We start from the raw sequence: 17,518 nt of genomic DNA, 5'->3' as shown, positions 1-17,518 counted from the left end.
TCCCGGGTGGACTGGAACCATTACCGATTCCGCAGCCTGTGGACCCTGCCCGCGCCCGCCCCGGCGGTCTACCGGGAGCTGGAACGCCTCGAGGATTACCCCCGCTGGTGGCCCCAGACCCGCGAGGTCACCCGGCTCGACGACACCACCGCCGTCCTGAGGGTCCGCTCATTGCTCCCGTACGACCTGACCACGACCCTGCACGAGGGCAGGCGCGACCCTGAGGCGGGGGTGCTGGAGGTCGAGATGAGCGGCGACCTGGAGGGCTGGGCACGCTGGACGGTCAGCGAGCACGGCCCGGGCACCCTCGCCCGGTACGACCAGGAGGTCGTCGTACGCAAGCCGCTCCTGCGCCGCCTCGCGGTGCCGGGGCGGCCCCTGTTCCGGGTCAACCACCGGCTGATGATGCGGGCGGGACGGCGCGGACTGGCCACTCGTCTGCAAGCGGTTTGATGGAAGGAGGCCGGTCCCTGTATTGTTCAGTGCGTTCCCGGGCGATTAGCTCAGTGGGAGAGCGCTTCGTTCACACCGAAGAGGTCACTGGTTCGAACCCAGTATCGCCCACCGGGAAGAGCCGGTCCGTCGCAGGCGGACCGGCTTTCTCATGTGCTCACTCATGCACTCACGCCGCCGCCCGCAGATCCGGCCGCAGCGGCCAGGCCGGGTCGACCGCCTCCTCCGTCCCGTTGAGCGCGAACCACGCCTGCAGTCCCCGCGCCTGCCCCGCGTGCCACACCGCCTGCAGCGTGTGCAGCTCCGCGGCGGACAGGCGCTCCAGCCGCGACGGGAAGCGGCGGCCCACCGCCCGTACGACCTCCAGCGCCGCCTGCGCGTCGGCCGCCGCGTCGTGCGCGCCGGCCAGCTCGACGCCGTAGTGCGCGCACAGGTCGGTCAGGGTGCGGCGGCCCTTGCGGTACCGGTCAAAGTGCTTGTCGAGCACCCTCGGGTCCAGCACGTGCAGCGACCTCTGCTCCAGCCAGCGCCCCAGCGACGAGGCCCGGTGCCGCCGCAACTCCCGGTCCAGCAGCGTCAGGTCGAACGGAGCATTCATCACCACCAGCGGGCGTCCGGCGCGCGCCTGCTCGCTCAGCGCCTCGGCTATCTCCCACATCACCGGCGCCGGCCACCGGCCGTGCCGGTGCAGATGCTCCTCGGTCAGCCCGTGCACCGCCGTCGCCGCCTCGGGCACCGGCACACCCGGGTTCACCAGCCACCGGGTGACCCGCGGCCTGAGCCCGGGGGCGTCCTGGACGACGAGGGCCGCCGACACGATCCGGTCGGTCTCGACGTCCACACCCGTCGTCTCCGTGTCGAAGGCGGCCAGCGGCCCCTCGAACCAGCACGTCATAGGGCACTCAACTCCTCGTCCAGGCACGGCAGCTGACACGCCGTCTTCTGTCCCGGTTCGGTGATACCCGGGCTGTTTGCGCCGTACGCCGGAAGGACACAACAGGAGTGAGGGTCTTTGCAGTTCACAGGCCCGCAGCGGGGATTCACCAGTTCTGGAAGGCTGTTGGTCATGGCCATAGCGCAGCCCGAACGGGGCGGGCTGCTGCCCGAGCGCACCGCGCCCACACGCGGCTCCCTCGCCACCACCGCCTGCATGGAGACCTTGCAGGTCGGCTACCTCCACGCGGTCGCCGCCGCGGCGGGCTGCTCGCTCTCCCAGCCCTTCCCGGACAACGGCATCGACTGGCACGTCAGCCACAGCGCCCCCGGGCACACGGTCGACGACGAGGTCACCATCAAGGTGCAGCTCAAGGCGACGTACCAGATACCGCCGGGCCCACCCGGCCGCTACTTCTCCTTCACCCTCGACAACGACCACCTGGCGAAGCTCGCCCGCACCCCGGTCTCGGTGCACAAGATCCTCGTCGTGATGATCGTCCCCCGGTCCCGGGACCAGTGGCTGCGCGCCGGCCACGACCGGCTCGACCTCAGGCACTGCTGCTACTGGACCAACCTCGCCGGACACCCGGTCACCGGCCGGCGACGCACCACCGTGCGGATACCGACCGCGCGGATCTTCGACGACCGGGCGCTGTGCGAGATCATGACGCGGGTCGGGACGGGAGGGAAACCATGACGCACCGCCCGACCGGAGAGCCCCTGCGCGCCGTGCGGCCCCACCCCGCCGACGCCACGGCCTGGAGCGAGGGCCACCCGCCCGAGCCCGGCACCGTCGACCCGGCGGTGCTGACCGCCCTGCTCCACCGGCACGGCTGGCGGCGGCGCGGCGGCGCACCGGGCCGCTACGGCCGCTGGACCCCGCCCGGACCGGGTGCCGGCGCCACCAGCCTGCTCGTGCCCGTCAGCCGTGCCTTCCCCGACAGCGACGACCTGCTCACCGAAGCCCTGCTCGCCCTCTCCCGCAGCGGCACCCCCGCCGCCCGCGAGATCCTGGTCTCCCTCGCCGTGCCCAGCGACGAGATCCGCTGGGGCCGCGACATACCAGCGGCCGGACCCGGTGACGCCGCGTCGTGGCCCGCCGAGGAACAGTTGCGCTCCGCCGCCCGCCGGATGCTGCTCGCCGGAGCGCTCGCCACCCGCGCGCGGGCGGGCTACTACGGCGCCCGGCACCGGCGCTCCGCCGCCGAGGTCCTGGAGAACGTCCTGGTCGGTGCCGCCCCCGGCGGTCGCCGCCTCACGGCGTTCGTGCCCGTCACCACCGGCCGCCCGCTCGCCGTACGCCTTCACCACGCCCTGTACGCCGCCCGCGAGGCCGTCGACTACCGGCGGGCCACCGGCGGCATGGGGGCCTTCGACGCGGCCGTGGCGGCCGGCGTCAGCCACGAACTCACCGACGCGCTCGTCGCCCTGGTCCGCGGCACTCAGGGCGCCCGCGTCGGCATCGACTGGGCACCGGCCGCAGGCGTCCCCGAGGGCTGCGCCTCACTCGCCGAACCCGTCGAGTTCTCGCCCGGCGACCTGCCCGCCCTGCGCGAGGCCGCCGCCCGCTACCTGCGCGCCGAGCCCTCCGTGCCGGTGCGGCTCACCGGCACCGTCGTCCGCATGCGCCGACCGGGGCCGCGCGGGGCGGGCACCGTACGGCTGCGGGTGCTGGCCGGAGCGGAGGTGCCGCACGTGCGGATCACCCTGGACGAGGAGGCCTACCGGATCGCCGGACATGCCCACCTCCTCGGGCTGCCGGTGCGGGTGCTGGGCCGCCTGGAGAGCCGCGGCGGCTTCCGGCGGCTCACCGGGGCCTGCGAGATCGCCCCCGTGCCGGTCGACGACGCGGAACGGGACCGGCTGCTGAAGGCGGTGCAGGAGCACGTGGAGGTGGCCGCCTTCTTCGAGGAGACCTGCGGCGGGGAGGGCGAGGACGGCATTGCCGGAGAGGACGGCGGCGACCGCGGGGACTGATTTCGCGGTGGGCGGGCCCGGGTCGGTACGATCGCCCTCATGCGTGCGCTCCGGTATGGCGCCGCAGCCCCACCTTCAGTCAGGAGAGACCGGTGTCAGACGTCCGTGTGATCATCCAACGCGATTCGGAGCAGGAAGAACGCGTGGTGACGACGGGCACTACGGCCGCCGAGCTCTTCGTCGGCCAGCGCTCGATCATCGCGGCGCGGGTGGCCGGTGAGCTCAAGGACCTCGCCTACGAGGTCAAGGACGGCGAGACCGTCGAGGGCGTCGAGATCTCCTCCGAGGACGGCCTGAACATCCTGCGCCACTCCACCGCGCACGTCATGGCCCAGGCAGTGCAGGAGCTGTTCCCCGAGGCCAAGCTGGGCATCGGCCCGCCGGTCAAGGACGGCTTCTACTACGACTTCGACGTCGAGAAGCCCTTCCACCCCGATGACCTCAAGGCCATCGAGAAGAAGATGCAGGAGATCCAGAAGCGGGGGCAGAAATTCTCCCGCCGGGTGGTCACCGACGAGGCCGCCCGCGAGGAGCTGGCCGACGAGCCGTACAAGCTGGAGCTGATCGGCCTCAAGGGCTCCGCCTCGCACGACGACGGCGCGGACGTCGAGGTCGGCGCCGGCGAGCTGACGATCTACGACAACCTGGACGCCAAGACCGGCGACCTGTGCTGGAAGGACCTCTGCCGGGGCCCCCACCTGCCCAGCACCCGTGCCATCCCGGCCTTCAAGCTGATGCGCAACGCCGCCGCCTACTGGCGGGGCAGCGAAAAGAACCCGATGCTCCAGCGCATCTACGGCACCGCCTGGCCGACCAAGGACGAGCTGAAGGCGCACCTGGAGTTCCTCGCCGAGGCCGAGAAGCGCGACCACCGCAAGCTCGGCAGCGAGCTGGACCTCTTCTCCATCCCGGAGCAGATCGGCTCCGGCCTCGCCGTCTTCCACCCCAAGGGCGGCATCATCCGCCGGGTCATGGAGGACTACTCGCGGCGCCGCCACGAGGAAGAGGGCTACGAGTTCGTCTACACCCCGCACGCGACGAAGGGGAAGCTCTTCGAGACCTCGGGCCACCTGGACTGGTACGCCGACGGCATGTACCCGCCCATGCAGCTCGACGAGGGCGTGGACTACTACCTCAAGCCCATGAACTGCCCGATGCACAACCTGATCTTCGACGCGCGCGGGCGTTCCTACCGTGAACTGCCGCTGCGGCTGTTCGAGTTCGGCACCGTGTACCGGTACGAGAAGTCGGGCGTCGTGCACGGCCTGACCCGCGCCCGCGGCTTCACCCAGGACGACGCCCACATCTACTGCACCCGCGAGCAGATGTCGGAGGAGCTCGACAAGACGCTCACCTTCGTCCTCAACCTGCTGCGCGACTACGGCCTGACCGACTTCTACCTGGAGCTGTCCACCAAGGACGAGACGAAGTTCGTCGGGACCGACGAAGCCTGGGAGGAGGCCACCGAGACGCTGCGCCAGGTCGCCGAGAAGCAGAACCTGGAACTCGTGGCGGACCCGGGCGGCGCCGCGTTCTACGGCCCGAAGATCTCCGTCCAGGCCCGCGATGCCATCGGCCGCACCTGGCAGATGTCGACCATCCAGCTCGACTTCAACCTGCCCGAGCGCTTCGACCTGGAGTACACGGCGGCGGACGGTACCAAGACCCAGCCGGTCATGATCCACCGCGCCCTGTTCGGCTCCATCGAGCGCTTCTTCGCGGTACTCCTGGAGCACTACGCGGGTGCGTTCCCGGCGTGGCTCGCCCCCGTCCAGGCGATCGGCATCCCGATTGGCGACGCGCACGTCGGGTACCTGGAGGAGTTCGCCGCGGCGGCCCGCAAGCAGGGCCTGCGCGTCGAGGTCGACTCCTCCTCCGACCGCATGCAGAAGAAGATCAGGAACGCCCAGAAGCAGAAGGTGCCCTTCATGGTCATCGCGGGCGACGAGGACATGGCGAACGGCGCCGTCTCCTTCCGCTACCGCGACGGCTCCCAGGAGAACGGCATCCCCGTCGACGAGGCCATCGCGAAGATCGCGAAGGTCGTCGAGGAGCGGGCGCAGGTCTGAGCGACCACCACGGAGGGCCCCCGGGGAGATCCCGGGGGCCTTTCCCTGTCACCGCACGCGACGCCATATGCTGCACGCATGACGAGTGAGCCCGAGCAGCAGATCGGAGTGGGGACGCAGGACGCGTTCCAGCGCCTGTGGACGCCCCACCGGATGGCCTACATCCAGGGCGAGAACAAGCCGAGCGGCCCCGGCGCCGACGACGGTTGCCCCTTCTGCTCGATCCCGGCCAAGTCCGACGAGGACGGGCTGATCGTCCGGCGCGGCGAGCATGTGTACGCGGTGCTCAACCTGTACCCGTACAACGGCGGCCACCTGATGACCGTGCCCTACCGCCACGTCGCCGACTACACCGAGCTGAACGCCGTGGAGACCGCGGAGCTCGCCGAGCTGACCAAACAGGCGATGACGGCCCTGCGCACCGCCTCCGGCGCCCACGGCTTCAACATCGGCATGAACCAGGGCACGGTGGCCGGCGCGGGCATCGCCGCCCACCTCCACCAGCACATCGTGCCCCGCTGGGGCGGCGACACGAACTTCATGCCGGTGGTCGGCCACACGAAGGTGCTGCCGCAGTTGCTGGGAGACACCCGCAAGATGCTCGCGGAGGCGTGGCCCTCCGCCTAGCACCGCGGGCCCCCGGCAACGGGACCTACGCGTTGTACAGATCCGCCTTACCCGGCGTCGGGTCCTGCACAGCCGTACTCAGGAACGCCGACCGCGTGCCGAACTTCTCCGTGTCCACGCCGTTCTCCTCCAGCACCCGGATCGCCGCCGAGTGCACCACCCGCAGCACCGGCGCCGCCGCCCGCAACGCGTCGTCGGCCATGAACCGGTGCCGCCACGGCTGGTCCGCCCACGCGTGCCGCAGCCCGAACGGCTCCGGCAGCGTGATCGTGCCGCCCAGCCAGTTCAGCAGCGGGGGGTACCAGGTGAGCGGCGCGCGGACGGCGAGCCGCACCACCTCGTTGGCGGTGATCAGCGGGAGCATCACCTTGCGGGTCTCCCACGGCTTGAACGACTTGGCGACCTCCTTGGAGGGCGCCTCCGGCTTGGTGGTGAACAACGGGTTCACCGGGCCCAGGGCGTGACCGGTCACCTCGATGCGCAGCGTCTCGTGCAGCACGGTCACCGTGATCAGCATGGTGATGACCAGCTGGCCGTCCCACAGCGTCCACTGCACGCCCAGGTAGTGCCGGTCACCGGCGCCGAACTGCTGCTTGTTGCAGATGTCCTGTATCGCGTGGGACTTGACCTGGTACGCCTCGACGTCCGTGCCCTCCGGCCGGGACACCGCCTTGGCGTTCTCCCCGATCGGCGTGACGATCCAGTGCCGTACGGAGGGCTTGGTGAAACCGCCCGTGTTCAGCGGTCCGCGCTCCAGCATGCGCAGCTGGTCGTGGATGGACTTCACCACGTCCCAGCTGCGGAAGGGGTGGATCTCCCGGGTGGGGTCGGCCGGCTCCAGGTTCTCGGCGAGCTGCCAGCTGCCCCAGCGGGTGCCCATCCCGAGTATGCCCTTGGGACCGGCGTAGAAGACGGAGTTGGACTGCTGCTCGGCGCCGAGCTTGGCCAGGGACTGTCGCAGTTGCTCGGCCGCGGTCTCGCCCGGGTTGCTGGGCACCGCCTCCGGCACCTTGGCGCCCACGCCGCTGCCCGACAGCAGGCCGTCCCAGCGCTCCCGGAGGTCCTTCGCCGTGCCCTCGCAGATCCTCTTGGCCCAGAACCAGCCGACGACCGGCATCACGACCGCCGCACGCGCATACCAGGCCCAGAAGCCGGAGAAGGGCATCTTGACGAGGAACAGCACGGCCAGCGCGGCGATCGCCACGAGCACCGCGGTGCCCAGCGCCCCGGCCTGCTTGTTCTCCGCCTTGGCGACGGTGGTGCGGATCTGGAAGCCGAGCAGCCACACCAGTGCGCCGGGCAGGAACAGCAGTCCGCACACGACACTGACCATGGTCAGCCGGTTGTCGCGGGCCTTGCGGATGCCGTTGGCCGCGAGGCAGTGCTCGACCACGACCTGCGGCTCGGCGCCGAAGGACTGGATGAGGGGCTTGCGGCCGTCGCCCAGCATGCGGTCGGCCACCGCGCGGGAGAACGCCTCGCCGAGGTTGGGCCGGAAGATGCTGGCCCAGGAACGGCCGGTGTTGACGGTCGTCTGGTGCCACTCGTTGTCGGCCTTCTTGATCTCCTTCACCGGGTTGTCCCGGTAGGCGGCCGAGGCCAGCGCGAACGTGGCCGTCTGCCCGCCGTCGTCCGTACGCGGCACCTGCGGTCCGAAGAAGTCCGCGTAACCGCCGTCAACGGTCATTCCCGCCCCCGATCGCCACCACTGTCGCTCCTGCGGCCTTCCCGACTTCCCTGCCCCGCACACCTGTTGATCAGGTCATCAGCGTATCCGCAGGCACCGACATGCGTCACCGGACGGCCAAAGGCGCCCCCGCACGCGCGGGTTGGCGCAGGGGCGCGCCCTCGTGCGCCGGGGGAGCGCGTCCGGCGCGAGGGGCGGGCCCGCGCCGGTCCCGCCGAGGCCGGCGGTGCTACGACGCGGCCCGCAGCTCCTCCCGCAGGCGCTCCGCGACCTGCTGCGGCATCGGTTCGTGCCGTGCGTAGCGGCGGTCGAAGCGCGCGGTGCCGTGCGAGAGGGAGCGCAGGTCCACCGCGTACCGGCCGATCTCCATCTCGGGCACCTCGGCCCGGATCACGGTCCGCCCGCCGCTGGTCTGCTCGGTGCCGAGCACCTTGCCGCGCCGCCCCGACAGGTCGCTCATCACGGCGCCCACGTAGTCGTCGCCGACCAGCACGCTCACCTCGGCGACCGGCTCCAGCAGGTGGATCCTCGCCTCGGCCGCGGCCTCCCGCAGCGCCAGCGCGCCCGCCGTCTGGAACGCGGCGTCCGAGGAATCCACGGAGTGCGCCTTGCCGTCCAGCAGCGTCACCCGCACGTCGATCAGCGGATGGCCCGCGGCGACGCCCTTGGCGGCCTGTGCCCGCACGCCCTTCTCGACGGACGGGATGAACTGCCGGGGCACGGCGCCGCCGACCACCTTGTCCACGAACTCGATGCCCGAGCCGCCCGGCAGCGGCTCCACCTCGACCTCGCAGATGGCGTACTGCCCGTGCCCGCCGGACTGCTTGACGTGCCGCCCCCGCCCGGCCGCCTTGCCGCCGAACGTCTCCCGCAGGGAGACCCGGTGGGGTACGACGTCGACCTGGACGCCGTAGCGGCCGCGCAGCCGTTCCAGGGCGACGTCGGCGTGCGCCTCGCCCAGGCACCACAGGACCACCTGGTGGGTGTCCTGGTTCTGCTCCAGGCGCATCGTCGGGTCCTCGGCGACCAGCCGCGCCAGGCCCTGGGAGAGCTTGTCCTCGTCGGGTTTGCTGTGCGCCTGGATGGCGAGCGGCAGCAGCGGGTCGGGCATCTCCCACGGGGCCATCAGCAGCGGGTCGTCCTTGGCCGAGATCGTGTCCCCGGTCTCCGCGCGGCTCAACTTGGCCACGCACGCCAGGTCGCCCGCGATCACGTGCGAGACCGGCCGCTGCTGCTTGCCGAACGGCGTCGACAGGGCGCCGATCCGCTCGTCGACGTCGTGATCTTCGTGGCCCCGGTCGGCCAGTCCGTGCCCGGAGACGTGCACCGTCTGGTCGGCGCGCAGGGTGCCGGAGAAGACGCGGACCAGTGAGATCCGCCCCACGTACGGGTCGGAGGACGTCTTGACGACCTCCGCGACCAGCGACTCGGCCGGATCGCACATCCGCAGCTCGCGCGGTGCACCGTCGGGAGTGGTGACCTGCGGCGCCGCGCGCTCCAGGGGCGTCGGGAAGCCCCGGGTGACCAGCTCCAGCAGCTCGACCGTGCCGAGCCCCTGCCGGGCGCCCTCGGCGGCGGGGGCGGCGGCCAGGACGGGGAAGAAGACCCCGCGCGCCACGGCCCGCTCCAGGTCCTCGATGAGCGTCTTGACGTCGACCTGCTCGCCGCCGAGGTAGCGCTCCATGAGGGTCTCGTCCTCGCTCTCCGAGATGATCCCCTCGATCAGCATGGAACGGGCCTCGTCGAGCTGCGGCAGCTGCTCCTCGCCCGGCTCGGACTCCACGCGCTCGCCCGAGGCGTAGTCGAACAGCTTCCGCGTCAGCAGTCCGGTGAGCCCCGTCACGGGCGCGTGCCCGTCGGGCGCCGGCGGGCCGTGCAGCGGCAGGTACAGCGGCAGTACGGCGTCGGGGTCGTCCCCGCCGAAGGTCTCCGCGCAGATCCGGGTCATCTCCTCGAAGTCCGCGCGGGCGGCCTCCAGGTGCGTGATCACGATGGCGCGGGGCATGCCGACGGCGGCGCACTCCTCCCAGATCATGCGGGTCGAGCCGTCCACCCCGTCGGAGGCCGAGACGACGAAGAGGGCCGCGTCCGCCGCGCGCAGACCGGCCCTCAGCTCACCGACGAAGTCGGCGTACCCGGGGGTGTCCAGGAGGTTGACCTTGATGCCGTCCCATTCGACCGGCACCAGGGAGAGCTGTACGGAGCGCTGCTGCCGGTGCTCCATCTCGTCGTAGTCCGAGACGCAGCCGCCGTCCTCCACGCGGCCCGCCCGGTTCAGTGCCCCCGCGGTCAGCGCGAGGGCTTCCACCAGAGTCGTCTTGCCCGCTCCGGAGTGGCCGACCAGCACCACGTTCCGTACGGACGTGGGATGGTCGGCCGCCGACGCCCTGCCGGCGGCTCCGGGGTGGGTGTGTGCCTTGTCGCCCATGTCCTTGCCTCCCGTGCACGGTGAGGTCACTGTGGGCGCGGACACGCGGGACCGCGTGCACTGGCGGCTCCGGCGACGCCCGCGGTTCTTCGAGCTTTCCACTCCCGTCACGCCGCGTCCATACGAAGGACCCGATCCCGCCGCCCACCGGCCGCCCACCAGCGGGTCCGGGTGCCCGTCCGTCGCACGCGCGCGTGCGTGACTACGATGGGCCAGCCGGTGGCCAGCAGGGGCCGCGGCCACACCGACCGTCGGGAAGGCCATGCTGAACAAGTACGCGCGTGCATTTTTTACGCGTGTCCTCACACCGTTCGCCGCGTTTCTCATCCGCCGGGGCGTCAGCCCGGACACGGTCACGCTGATCGGCACCGCGGGTGTGGTCGCGGGAGCGCTGGTCTTCTACCCCATGGGCGAGTTCTTCTGGGGCACGGTCGTGATCACGCTCTTCGTCTTCTCCGACCTGGTCGACGGCAACATGGCCCGCCAGCTCGGCCGCTCCAGCCGCTGGGGCGCGTTCCTGGACTCCACGCTGGACCGGGTCGCCGACGGCGCGATCTTCGGCGGCTTCGCCCTCTGGTACGCGGGCGCCGGTGACGACAACGTCCTGTGCGCCGTGTCCATCTTCTGCCTGGCGAGCGGCCAGGTGGTGTCGTACACCAAGGCCCGCGGCGAGTCGATCGGGCTGCCGGTCGCGGTCAACGGCCTGGTCGAGCGGGCCGAGCGCCTGGTCGTCTCGCTGGTCGCGGCCGGGTTCGCGGGCCTGCACAAGTTCGGCGTGCCCGGCATCCAGTACCTGCTGCCCGTCGCCCTGTGGATCGTCGCCGTCGGCAGCCTGGTCACGCTGGTCCAGCGCGTCGTCACGGTCCGCCGGGAGGCCGCCGAGGCCGACGCCGCCGCGCAGGAGGACCAGGGCACCGAGGCGGCGAAGTGAGCGCTCAGGACCGGCTGGCCGACGCCCTGTACGGCGCGGGCTGGGGCACGGTGAAGAAGCTCCCCGAGCCGGTCGCGGCGCGCCTCGGCCGCACCATCGCGGACGTCGCCTGGAAGCAGCGCGGCGCGGGAGTGCGGAGGCTGGAGAGCAACTACGCGCGCGTGGTGCCCGGCGCGAGCCCCGAGCGCCTGGCCGCGCTCTCCCGCGCGGGCATGCGGTCCTACCTGCGCTACTGGATGGAGTCCTTCCGTCTCCCGGCGTGGAGCACCGAGCGCGTCAAGGCGGGCTTCGCCCCCAAGGACCTGCACCACCTCACCGACGGCATGGACGCGGGCAAGGGCGTCGTCCTCGCCCTGCCGCACCTGGCCAACTGGGACCTGGCCGGCGCCTGGGTCACCACCAAGCTCGGCATCCCCTTCACGACGGTCGCCGAGCGCCTCAAGCCGGAGACCCTGTACGACCGCTTCGTCGCCTACCGCGAAGGGCTCGGCATGGAGGTCCTGCCGCACAGTGGCGGCACCGCCTTCGGCACGCTGGCCCGGCGGCTGCGCGACGGCGGCCTGGTCTGCCTGGTCGCCGACCGCGACCTGTCCGCCTCCGGCGTGGAGGTCGACTTCTTCGGGGAGACGGCCCGCATGCCCGCCGGTCCCGCCCTGCTCGCCCAGCAGACCGGCGCACGGCTGCTGCCCGTGACGCTCTGGTACGACGACTCGCCCGTGATGCAGGGGCGGGTGCACCCGCCGGTCGAGGTCCCCGAGTCAGGTACCCGGGCCGAGAAGACGTCTGTCATGACACAGGCGCTGGCCGACGCCTTCGCCACGGGAATCGCCGAGCACCCGGAGGACTGGCACATGCTGCAGCGCTTGTGGCTGAAGGATCTCGACCCGGCCAAGGCACCCGGGGCGCGCGAGCGGGGCGACCGGTGAGGATCGGCATCGTCTGCCCGTACTCCTGGGACGTGCCGGGCGGAGTCCAGTTCCACATCCGGGACCTGGCCGAGTACTTCATCCGCCTCGGCCACGAGGTGTCCGTCCTCGCCCCCGCCGACGACGACACCCCGCTGCCCCCGTACGTCGTCTCGGCCGGCCGCGCGGTGCCAGTGCCGTACAACGGCTCCGTGGCCCGCCTCAACTTCGGTTTCCTGTCGGCGGCCCGGGTACGGCGCTGGCTGCACGACGGCGCCTTCGACGTCATCCACATCCACGAACCGACCTCGCCCTCGCTCGGCCTGCTCACCTGCTGGGCCGCGCAGGGCCCGATCGTGGCCACCTTCCACACGTCCAACCCGCGCTCCCGCGCGATGATCGCCGCGTACTCCATCCTCCAGGCCGCCCTGGAGAAGATCAGCGCCCGGATCGCGGTGAGCGAGTACGCCCGCCGCACCCTCGTCGAGCACCTGGGCGGGGACGCGGTCGTCATCCCCAACGGCGTCGATGTCGACTTCTTCGCCGGCGCCGAGCCCAAGCCCGAGTGGCAGGGGGACACCATCGGCTTCGTCGGGCGCATCGACGAGCCCCGCAAGGGCCTGCCGGTGCTCATGCGGGCCCTGCCGAAGATCCTCGCCGCCCGCCCACAGGCCCGGCTGCTGGTCGCCGGACGCGGCGACGAGAAGGAGGCCGTGGCCTCCCTGCCCGCCGAGCTGCGCTCCCGCGTGGAGTTCCTCGGCATGGTCAGCGACGAGGACAAGGCCCGCTTCCTGCGCAGCGTCGACCTCTACGTCGCCCCCAACACCGGCGGCGAGAGCTTCGGCATCATCCTCGTCGAGGCGATGTCGGCCGGCGCGCCCGTGCTCGCCTCGGACCTCGACGCCTTCGCCCAGGTCCTCGACCAGGGAACGGCCGGCGAACTGTTCCCCAACGAGGACGCCGACGCGCTGGCCGACGCGGCCGTGCGGCTGCTGGCGGACCCGGAACGCCGGGCGGCGCTGCGCGAGCGCGGCAGCGCCCACGTACGGCGCTTCGACTGGTCCACGGTCGGCGCGGACATCCTGTCCGTCTACGAGACGGTGACGGCGGGCGCGGCGGCCGTGGCCACGGACGACCGGGCGACGGGCCTGCGCGCCCGCTTCGGGCTGGCGAGGGACTGAGCGCGGGGCCCCGGCGGCGCATCGGGATTATCCGCCCGCCCCGGGGTTGACTAGGGTTACCGCCCGTGACCGCAACCCTCATCTGGATCCTGGTCGTCCTCGTCGCCGTCGGCCTCTACCTCAGCTGGACGGCCGGCCGACTGGACCGCCTGCACGCCCGGATCGACGCCGCGCGTGCCGCCCTCGACGCGCAGCTGCTGCGCAGGGCGTCCGTGGCCCAGGAACTGGCCACCTCGGGCGTCCTCGACCCGGCCGCCTCCATCGTCCTGTACGAGGCGGCGCACGCCGCCCGGCAGGCGGAGGAGGAGCAGCGGGAGGTCGCCGAGAGCGAGCTGAGCCAGGCGCTGCGCGCGGTGTTCGCCGATCCGCAGCAGGTGGACGCCCTGCGCGAGGCGCCCGGGGGAGTGGAGGCGGCCCACGAGCTGGCCGAGGCCGTGCGACGCGTCCCGATGGCCCGGCGCTTCCACAACGACGCGGTGGGAGCCGCGCGCCGGCTGCGCGAGCACCGCAAGGTCCGCTGGTTCCGCCTCGCCGGGCACGCGCCGTTCCCGCTGGCCTTCGAGATGGACGACGAGTCGCCGGCCGCGCTCGTCGAGCGGGCCGCGTAGCGCGCCCCGGCACCGAAAACGATCCACCGCCTTCCCATTGGCCCTTGCTGTGGCCTGGTCCCCTCACGTTTCCTCGTTGCTGCAGAAACCCCCTTCTCCCAGCGAGGTACCCGTGTCCAGCACGCTCTCCGAAAACCAGGCCCCCGAGACCGGCACCGCCCGCGTGAAGCGCGGCATGGCCGAGCAGCTCAAGGGCGGCGTGATCATGGACGTCGTCACGCCCGAGCAGGCGAAGATCGCCGAGGACGCGGGCGCCGTCGCCGTCATGGCCCTGGAGCGCGTCCCCGCCGACATCCGCAAGGACGGCGGCGTGGCCCGGATGTCCGACCCGGACATGATCGAGGGCATCATCGAGGCCGTCTCCATCCCCGTGATGGCCAAGTCCCGCATCGGCCACTTCGTCGAGGCCCAGGTGCTGCAGTCCCTCGGCGTCGACTACATCGACGAGTCCGAGGTCCTCACCCCGGCCGACGAGGTCAACCACAGCGACAAGTTCGCCTTCACCACCCCCTTCGTCTGCGGCGCCACCAACCTCGGTGAGGCCCTGCGCCGCATCGCCGAGGGTGCGGCGATGATCCGCTCCAAGGGCGAGGCCGGCACCGGCAACGTCGTCGAGGCCGTCCGCCACCTGCGCCAGATCAAGAACGAGATCGCCCGCCTGCGCGGCTACGACAACAACGAGCTGTACGCCGCCGCCAAGGAGCTGCGCGCCCCGTACGAGCTGGTCAAGGAGGTCTCCGAGCTGGGCAGGCTGCCGGTGGTCCTCTTCTCCGCCGGCGGTGTGGCCACTCCGGCGGACGCCGCGCTCATGCGCCAGCTCGGCGCCGAGGGCGTCTTCGTCGGCTCCGGCATCTTCAAGTCCGGCGACCCCGCCAAGCGCGCCGCCGCCATCGTGAAGGCGACCACCTTCTACGACGACCCGAAGATCGTCGCGGACGCCTCCCGCAACCTCGGCGAGGCCATGGTCGGCATCAACTGCGACACCCTGCCCGAGACCGAGCGCTACGCCAACCGCGGCTGGTAAGGCACCGATTCCCATGAGCGAGACCCCCGTGATCGGCGTCCTGGCCCTCCAGGGCGACGTACGGGAGCACCTCGTCGCCCTGGCCACGGCCGACGCCGTGGCCAGGCCGGTGAGGCGCCCCGAAGAACTCGCCGAGGTCGACGGCCTGGTCATTCCCGGCGGCGAGTCCACCACCATCTCCAAGCTGGCCGTCCTCTTCGGAGTGATGGAGCCCCTTCGCGCGCGCGTGCGGGACGGCATGCCCGTCTACGGCACCTGCGCCGGCATGATCATGCTGGCCGACAAGATCCTCGACCCGCGCTCCGGGCAGGAGACGGTCGGCGGCATCGACATGATCGTGCGCCGCAACGCCTTCGGACGGCAGAACGAGTCCTTCGAGGCCGCCGTCGACGTCAAGGGCGTCGGGGGCGAGCCCGTGGAGGGCGTCTTCATCCGCGCCCCCTGGGTGGAGTCCGTGGGCGCCTCGGTCGAGGTGCTCGCCGAGCACGACGGCCACGTCGTCGCCGTCCGCCAGGGCAACGCGCTGGCCACGTCGTTCCACCCGGAGCTGACCGGCGACCACCGCGTGCACCGCCTCTTCGCCGACATGGTGCGCGCGAACGGGGCCCCGGAGTCCTTGTAGGATTCCTGCGTTCGTTGCAGTGATGGGTTACGCGAAGGAGACAGGCAGATGTCCGGCCACTCTAAATGGGCTACGACGAAGCACAAGAAGGCCGTGATCGACGCCAAGCGCGGCAAGCTCTTCGCGAAGCTGATCAAGAACATCGAGGTCGCGGCGCGCATGGGCGGCGTCGACATCGAGGGCAATCCGACGCTGTACGACGCCATCCAGAAGGCGAAGAAGCAGTCGGTCCCGAACAAGAACATCGACTCCGCAGTCAAGCGCGGCGGCGGCCTCGAGGCCGGTGGCGCCGACTACGAGACGATCATGTACGAGGGCTACGGTCCGAACGGCGTCGCGGTGCTCATCGAGTGCCTCACCGACAACCGCAACCGCGCCGCCTCCGACGTCCGCGTCGCCATGACCCGCAACGGCGGCTCCATGGCCGACCCCGGCTCGGTGTCGTACCTGTTCAACCGCAAGGGCGTCGTGATCGTCCCCAAGGGCGAGCTGGGCGAGGACGACGTCCTCGGTGCCGTCCTGGACGCGGGCGCCGAGGAGGTCAACGACCTCGGCGAGTCCTTCGAGGTGCTCAGCGAGGCCACCGACCTGGTCGCCGTCCGCACCGCCCTCCAGGACGCCGGCATCGACTACGAGTCCGCCGACGCCAACTTCGTCCCGACCATGCAGGTCGAGCTGGACGAGGAGGGCGCCCGGAAGATCTTCAAGCTGATCGACGCCCTGGAGGACAGCGACGACGTGCAGAACGTCTTCGCCAACTTCGACGTGAGCGACGAGGTCATGGAGAAGGTCGACGCGTAACGCGCGCACGGCTCCGGCGGGCCGACGGGACACACACCCCGTCGGCCCGCCGCTTTGTCAGTGGCACCCGATAGCCTGCACAAACAGGTGATCGACGAGAGGGGGCCGTGTGCGCGTGCTGGGGGTGGACCCCGGACTGACCCGCTGCGGGGTCGGGGTCGTCGAGGGGGTGGCGGGCAGACCGCTCACCATGGTCGGCGTGGGCGTCGTCCGCACGCCGGCGGACGCGGACCTCGGCCACCGCCTCGTCGCCGTCGAGCAGGGCATCGAGCAGTGGCTCGACGAGCACCGGCCGGAGTTCGTCGCCGTGGAGCGCGTCTTCAGCCAGCACAACGTCCGCACGGTCATGGGCACCGCCCAGGCCAGCGCCGTGGCGATCCTGTGCGCCTCCCGCCGCGGCATCCCCGTCGCCCTGCACACCCCGAGCGAGGTGAAGGCCGCCGTCACCGGCAGCGGCCGCGCGGACAAGGCGCAGGTCGGCGCCATGGTCACCCGTCTGCTGCGGCTCGCCGCGCCCCCCAGGCCCGCCGACGCCGCGGACGCCCTCGCCCTCGCCATCTGCCACATCTGGCGCGCCCCCGCACAGAACCGGCTCCAGCAGGCCGTCGCCCTGCACGCGTCCCGTGCCCCCCGCACCCCGCACGTCCCGAAAGGCCGTACGACATGATCGCCTTCGTCAGCGGCACCGTCGCCGCCCTCGCCCCCGACGCCGCGGTGGTCGAGGTCGGCGGCGTCGGCATGGCCGTCCAGTGCACGCCGAACACGCTCTCCACGCTCCGCCTGGGCAAGCCCGCCAAACTCGCCACCTCCCTCGTCGTGCGCGAGGACTCGCTCACCCTCTACGGCTTCGCCGACGACGACGAGCGCCAGGTCTTCGAGCTCCTCCAGACCGCCAGCGGCGTGGGCCCCCGCCTGGCGCAGGCGATGCTGGCCGTGCACAGCCCCGACGCCCTGCGCAGAGCGGTGTCGACCGGCGACGAGAAGGCGCTCACCGCCGTCCCCGGCATCGGCAAGAAGGGCGCCCAGAAGCTGCTGCTGGAACTGAAGGACCGCCTCGGCGAACCGGTCGGCGCCCCCGCCGTCGGCGCCCCGGTCAGCACCGGCTGGCGCGACCAGCTGCACGCCGCCCTGATCGGCCTCGGCTACGCCACCCGCGAGGCCGACGAGGCCGTCACCGCCGTGACGCCCCAGGCGGAGGCCGCCGAGGGCACGCCCCAGGTGGGACAGCTGCTGAAGGCGGCCCTCCAGACGCTCAACCGCGCCCGCTAG

At 71.8% G+C, this 17,518-nt stretch carries 17 protein-coding genes and 1 tRNA gene; 15 read left to right on the top strand and 3 right to left on the bottom strand.

The features are described 5' to 3' along the window. The first annotated feature begins 6 nt into the window (after positions 1 to 6). Together KUM03_RS35535 and KUM03_RS35530 are read left to right on the top strand one after the other, a co-directional pair. On the top strand, positions 7 to 453 hold the full coding sequence (locus KUM03_RS35535; protein WP_217254683.1) for an SRPBCC family protein: 447 nt from the start codon (positions 7 to 9) through the stop codon (positions 451 to 453). A 39-nt stretch (positions 454 to 492) separates the two neighbouring features. After that, positions 493 to 564, top strand: a tRNA-Val gene (locus KUM03_RS35530). A 58-nt stretch (positions 565 to 622) separates the two neighbouring features. On the opposite strand, the gene KUM03_RS35525 is transcribed toward KUM03_RS35530, so the two are convergent. After that, positions 623 to 1,348: a 3'-5' exonuclease gene (locus KUM03_RS35525; protein WP_217254682.1), complete on the bottom strand. Its 726-nt coding sequence runs from the start codon at positions 1,346 to 1,348 to the stop codon at positions 623 to 625. A 171-nt stretch (positions 1,349 to 1,519) separates the two neighbouring features. Between KUM03_RS35525 and KUM03_RS35520 the strand changes: the two genes are divergently transcribed. The 4 genes from KUM03_RS35520 to KUM03_RS35505 all read left to right on the top strand — a co-directional run bounded on the left by KUM03_RS35520 (position 1,520) and on the right by KUM03_RS35505 (position 6,062). Next, positions 1,520 to 2,086, top strand: coding sequence for a DUF4365 domain-containing protein (locus tag KUM03_RS35520; RefSeq protein ID WP_217254681.1), 567 nt, complete (start codon positions 1,520 to 1,522; stop codon positions 2,084 to 2,086). Continuing rightward, positions 2,083 to 3,366 (top strand): hypothetical protein, encoded by a 1,284-nt coding sequence (locus KUM03_RS35515; protein ID WP_217254680.1) that lies wholly within the window; start codon positions 2,083 to 2,085, stop codon positions 3,364 to 3,366. Before KUM03_RS35520 ends, KUM03_RS35515 begins: the two co-directional genes overlap by 4 nt. Positions 3,367 to 3,458: 92 nt before the next feature. Beyond that, positions 3,459 to 5,435, top strand: coding sequence for a threonine--tRNA ligase (thrS, locus tag KUM03_RS35510; RefSeq protein WP_217254679.1), 1,977 nt, complete (start codon positions 3,459 to 3,461; stop codon positions 5,433 to 5,435). 78 nt (positions 5,436 to 5,513) lie between these two features. Continuing rightward, positions 5,514 to 6,062: an HIT domain-containing protein gene (locus tag KUM03_RS35505; protein WP_217254678.1), complete on the top strand. Its 549-nt coding sequence runs from the start codon at positions 5,514 to 5,516 to the stop codon at positions 6,060 to 6,062. 25 nt (positions 6,063 to 6,087) lie between these two features. Here KUM03_RS35505 and KUM03_RS35500 read toward each other — a convergent pair whose 3' ends face one another. Next, positions 6,088 to 7,749, bottom strand: a complete 1,662-nt coding sequence (locus tag KUM03_RS35500; RefSeq protein ID WP_217254677.1) for a hypothetical protein — start codon at positions 7,747 to 7,749, stop codon at positions 6,088 to 6,090. Positions 7,750 to 7,978: 229 nt separating this feature from the next. Then, positions 7,979 to 10,177: an elongation factor G-like protein EF-G2 gene (locus KUM03_RS35495; protein ID WP_217254676.1), complete on the bottom strand. Its 2,199-nt coding sequence runs from the start codon at positions 10,175 to 10,177 to the stop codon at positions 7,979 to 7,981. A gap of 262 nt (positions 10,178 to 10,439) precedes the next feature. Here KUM03_RS35495 and pgsA point away from each other — a divergent pair, with 262 nt between their 5' ends. From pgsA to ruvA, 9 genes are all read left to right on the top strand, one after another. After that, positions 10,440 to 11,108 (top strand): phosphatidylinositol phosphate synthase, encoded by a 669-nt coding sequence (gene pgsA / locus KUM03_RS35490; protein WP_217254675.1) that lies wholly within the window; start codon positions 10,440 to 10,442, stop codon positions 11,106 to 11,108. After that, on the top strand, positions 11,105 to 12,034 hold the full coding sequence (locus KUM03_RS35485) for a phosphatidylinositol mannoside acyltransferase (RefSeq protein ID WP_217254674.1): 930 nt from the start codon (positions 11,105 to 11,107) through the stop codon (positions 12,032 to 12,034). The genes pgsA and KUM03_RS35485 overlap by 4 nt, the downstream gene beginning before the upstream one ends. After that, a complete protein-coding gene (locus KUM03_RS35480) occupies positions 12,031 to 13,194 on the top strand; it encodes a glycosyltransferase family 4 protein (RefSeq protein ID WP_217254673.1) in 1,164 nt (387 codons plus the stop codon). The genes KUM03_RS35485 and KUM03_RS35480 overlap by 4 nt, the downstream gene beginning before the upstream one ends. A gap of 65 nt (positions 13,195 to 13,259) precedes the next feature. Beyond that, positions 13,260 to 13,802, top strand: a complete 543-nt coding sequence (locus KUM03_RS35475; protein ID WP_073730831.1) for a hypothetical protein — start codon at positions 13,260 to 13,262, stop codon at positions 13,800 to 13,802. Positions 13,803 to 13,914: 112 nt separating this feature from the next. Then, positions 13,915 to 14,826 carry a pyridoxal 5'-phosphate synthase lyase subunit PdxS gene (pdxS, locus tag KUM03_RS35470; RefSeq protein WP_217254672.1) on the top strand — a complete coding sequence of 304 codons (912 nt, stop codon included), beginning with the start codon at positions 13,915 to 13,917 and terminating at the stop codon, positions 14,824 to 14,826. A gap of 13 nt (positions 14,827 to 14,839) precedes the next feature. Then, positions 14,840 to 15,448: a pyridoxal 5'-phosphate synthase glutaminase subunit PdxT gene (gene pdxT / locus KUM03_RS35465; RefSeq protein WP_217254671.1), complete on the top strand. Its 609-nt coding sequence runs from the start codon at positions 14,840 to 14,842 to the stop codon at positions 15,446 to 15,448. Positions 15,449 to 15,496: 48 nt separating this feature from the next. Further along, positions 15,497 to 16,249 carry a YebC/PmpR family DNA-binding transcriptional regulator gene (locus KUM03_RS35460; protein ID WP_217254670.1) on the top strand — a complete coding sequence of 251 codons (753 nt, stop codon included), beginning with the start codon at positions 15,497 to 15,499 and terminating at the stop codon, positions 16,247 to 16,249. Between the two features lie 109 nt (positions 16,250 to 16,358). Then, on the top strand, positions 16,359 to 16,916 hold the full coding sequence (ruvC, locus tag KUM03_RS35455; RefSeq protein WP_217254669.1) for a crossover junction endodeoxyribonuclease RuvC: 558 nt from the start codon (positions 16,359 to 16,361) through the stop codon (positions 16,914 to 16,916). Then, positions 16,913 to 17,518: a Holliday junction branch migration protein RuvA gene (gene ruvA, locus KUM03_RS35450; RefSeq protein WP_217254668.1), complete on the top strand. Its 606-nt coding sequence runs from the start codon at positions 16,913 to 16,915 to the stop codon at positions 17,516 to 17,518. The genes ruvC and ruvA overlap by 4 nt, the downstream gene beginning before the upstream one ends.

The organism is Streptomyces sp. AC602_WCS936, from assembly GCF_019049125.1.
In the GTDB taxonomy this organism is placed as follows: Bacteria; Actinomycetota; Actinomycetes; order Streptomycetales; family Streptomycetaceae; genus Streptomyces.
The sequence above is the reverse complement of the archived record's forward strand: the minus strand, read 5'-3'. Positions and strand labels throughout refer to the sequence as shown.

Coding starts and splice junctions, on each gene's coding strand:
- KUM03_RS35515 (WP_217254680.1), top strand. CDS start 2,083: ATGACGCACCGCCCGACCGGAGAGCCCCTGCGCGCCGTGCGGCCCCAC.
- pdxT (WP_217254671.1), top strand. CDS start 14,840: ATGAGCGAGACCCCCGTGATCGGCGTCCTGGCCCTCCAGGGCGACGTA.
- KUM03_RS35505 (WP_217254678.1), top strand. CDS start 5,514: ATGACGAGTGAGCCCGAGCAGCAGATCGGAGTGGGGACGCAGGACGCG.
- KUM03_RS35460 (WP_217254670.1), top strand. CDS start 15,497: ATGTCCGGCCACTCTAAATGGGCTACGACGAAGCACAAGAAGGCCGTG.
- KUM03_RS35500 (WP_217254677.1), bottom strand. CDS start 7,749: ATGACCGTTGACGGCGGTTACGCGGACTTCTTCGGACCGCAGGTGCCG.
- ruvA (WP_217254668.1), top strand. CDS start 16,913: ATGATCGCCTTCGTCAGCGGCACCGTCGCCGCCCTCGCCCCCGACGCC.
- KUM03_RS35495 (WP_217254676.1), bottom strand. CDS start 10,177: ATGGGCGACAAGGCACACACCCACCCCGGAGCCGCCGGCAGGGCGTCG.
- KUM03_RS35520 (WP_217254681.1), top strand. CDS start 1,520: ATGGCCATAGCGCAGCCCGAACGGGGCGGGCTGCTGCCCGAGCGCACC.
- KUM03_RS35525 (WP_217254682.1), bottom strand. CDS start 1,348: ATGACGTGCTGGTTCGAGGGGCCGCTGGCCGCCTTCGACACGGAGACG.
- pgsA (WP_217254675.1), top strand. CDS start 10,440: ATGCTGAACAAGTACGCGCGTGCATTTTTTACGCGTGTCCTCACACCG.